Annotated in this window: 2 protein-coding genes; one reads left to right on the forward strand and one right to left on the reverse strand. The window is 28.1% G+C overall.

Going from position 1 to position 2,782, the window contains the following annotated elements; all coding sequences use genetic code 11:
* Positions 1-197 precede the first annotated feature (197 nt).
* Positions 198-950 carry an exodeoxyribonuclease X C-terminal domain-containing protein gene (locus GOQ29_RS01850; RefSeq protein WP_203370862.1) on the forward strand — a complete coding sequence of 251 codons (753 nt, stop codon included), beginning with the start codon at positions 198-200 and terminating at the stop codon, positions 948-950.
* Positions 951-983: 33 nt separating this feature from the next.
* Here GOQ29_RS01850 and GOQ29_RS01855 read toward each other — a convergent pair whose 3' ends face one another.
* A complete protein-coding gene (locus tag GOQ29_RS01855; RefSeq protein ID WP_203370864.1) occupies positions 984-2,603 on the reverse strand; it encodes an amidohydrolase in 1,620 nt (539 codons plus the stop codon).
* Positions 2,604-2,782 lie beyond the last annotated feature (179 nt).

Raw genomic sequence — 2,782 nt, forward strand, 5'->3', positions numbered from 1 at the left:
TTTTATGCACCGTCGAAGGGAAACTAGGTTTCCTTGAGCTGTGCGGACACGTTTCTAGTCCGCATTTTTTATTTTTAGAAAAATTTAAAGTTATTAAAATAAAGATTTTAATGATTTATATGTAAATATTATAGATTCTTATTGGGAAAATTAATACAAATGAATATGTATAATACAAGATTATTGGAGGTGTAAAAATGGATAATAGAGATAATATTGATGAAATGATTGGGAATTATTCTCTATCTTTGATAGAGAATATGAATATAGACAGTGTTCAAAGTTCTATGGCTAAGATTCATAAATTTCAACAAATAATACAAAATACTTTAGTTGAAGGTCATGATTATGGTAGAACATTTTATGGTTCATCAAAACCAAGTTTACTTAAGCCAGGGGCGGAGAAGATACTTATGCTTTTAGGACTTTCCAGTGAATATGGAATAATAGATAAAGTTCAGAATTATGAGGAAGGCTTTTTCGCTTTTAGTGTTAAGTGTATTTTGAAAAAGAATGATCGTATTATCACTGAAGGATTAGGTCATTCTAATAGTAGAGAAAGAAAGTATTTAAGTGGAAAACAGGATATGTATATGTTGGGAAATACTTGTCTTAAAATGGCTAAAAAAAGAGCATTGGTTGATGCTACATTAACAGTAGCTTCTTTATCCGATATCTTTACTCAAGATATGGAGGACATAACTCAATTTGAAGAAGAGGAAAGAGTAGAGACGATGACAGAAGAGGATGCAAAGAAAATAAAGATAAACTTTGGAAAATATAATGGAAAGACTTTAGGAGAAATTTATGACAAAGATAGAAGTTATATTGGATGGCTATCAGAAAAATCTAGAGATGAAGCTATTAGTCAGGCTTGTAAATTACTAATACAACTTCAATTTAAAACTGAAAATATACAGAAGAAAGGAAATAAAATGCCATCTGAATAAAGTAAAGGATGCCAATTGGCATCCTTTCATAATTTATTTTTTATATTTCAATTTTCCGTTTATAAATGTCATCTCTACTTCCACATTTTTAATATCATTTGGGTTAATATTAAATATATCTTCAGATAATACTACTAAATCAGCTACTTTCCCTTTAGTTATAGAACCTTTTATATCTTCTTTAAATTCAGCATAGGCGCCATTTATAGTATAGTTGTATATCGAATCATATACTGATATGCATTGTTCTTTTAACCAACCTTCTTTAGGTTTTCCTTCTAAATCTTTTCTTGTTACTGCAGAATATATTCCTTTCATTACATCGAAGGTTTCTACTGGAGAATCAGAACCAAAACCAAGTATAATACCTTTATCCATCATAGTTTTCCAATTGTAAGATGTTTTAGCTCTTTTTTTTCCTATTCTGTTATCTACAACATGCACATCATAATTCAAGAATATTGGTTGGACATATGCTAATACATCTAAGGATTTAAACTTATCCATAATCTCATTATCAGTTATCTGAGCATGAACTATACCATGACGAATATCATTTCTAGGATTTTTTTCTTGAGCTTTTTCTATACTATTTAAAGCCATTTCCATAGATTTATCGCCAATACAGTGAACAGCAACACTTCGACCTAGATTGTGAGAATTTATAATAAGTTCATCTAATTCTTTTTGGTTATATATTGATATACCTTTAGTACTTGGATCATCTGAATAAGGTTCTCTTAATGCAGCAGTTCTAGAACCTAATGATCCATCAGTGAATAATTTTATAGGGCCTAATTTAAAGAAATCATTTCCTTTATAATCATTAAATCCATTATCAATAAAATCATTTAATTCTTCCATAGAAGTTACTCTACATTGTTCATATATTCTAACAGGTAATTCATTATTTTCCGCTAATTCTTCGTATATCTTTATAATATCTTTAAAGTCTAGTCCAGGAATAGATTTCAAGTCATCACTATGTATAGATGTAATTCCCTTAGCTAAGGTATTTTTTCCTCCATCTATTATCATTCTTTTAATATCTTCTTTAGAAGGAGTAGGAATATTTTTATTTATTAGACCTATTGCATTTTCTCGAATTATACCATTAGGCTTTCCATTACTATCTACATCTACTTGTCCATCCTTCATTTTAGATATAGGAGCTTTTATATTAGATATATCTAGTGCTTTACTATTTACAACTATAAGATGAAGACAAGTTCTTGATATAGCAATGGATATTTTTGTAGATACTTTATCTAAATCTTCTTTAGTAGGTAATCTTTTTTCTTCAAATTGGTCATGATTCCAACCTTCTCCTAAAATCCAATCATTTGATGTAAAATCATTCTTTTCAACAAATTTTTTAAGTCTTTCTATAAGTTCACTTATACTTTTAACACCTCTAAGGTCACATTTTTGAAGGCTTTTACCATAATCTAATAGATGCATATGGCTATCTATGAATCCTGGTAGTAAAGTTTTATTTTGTAAATCTATAATTTCTACATTTTCATTATTTAATTTTAAGATTTCTTCATTAGATCCAACTTTATCTATAATATTATTTTTTATGTACAATGCTTCTCCCTTACTATTTTTATCCATTGTAATTATATTTCCATTGATAAAAATCTTATCCATAATATCCCTCCTAATTATAGATATATTCTATCATGTTTTTATCAAAACAAAAATATTCCCACCATTTTAAATATTACAGAACTTATGAGCGAGAAAGCCCACTTCTTTAGATGTGAGATGAAAGGGATATTTTTTAAATAGTTATTGTGGTTTATCAGCATAACTAATACAATGTATAT

Source organism: Anaeromonas gelatinilytica, assembly GCF_016820635.1.
GTDB lineage: Bacteria > Bacillota > Clostridia > Tissierellales > SIT17 > Anaeromonas > Anaeromonas gelatinilytica.

What these genes read in the sequence shown, in the direction of transcription:
- GOQ29_RS01850 (WP_203370862.1), top strand. Translation starts at nt 198, where the DNA reads ATGGATAATAGAGATAATATTGATGAAATGATTGGGAATTATTCTCTA.
- GOQ29_RS01855 (WP_203370864.1), bottom strand. Translation starts at nt 2,603, where the DNA reads ATGGATAAGATTTTTATCAATGGAAATATAATTACAATGGATAAAAAT.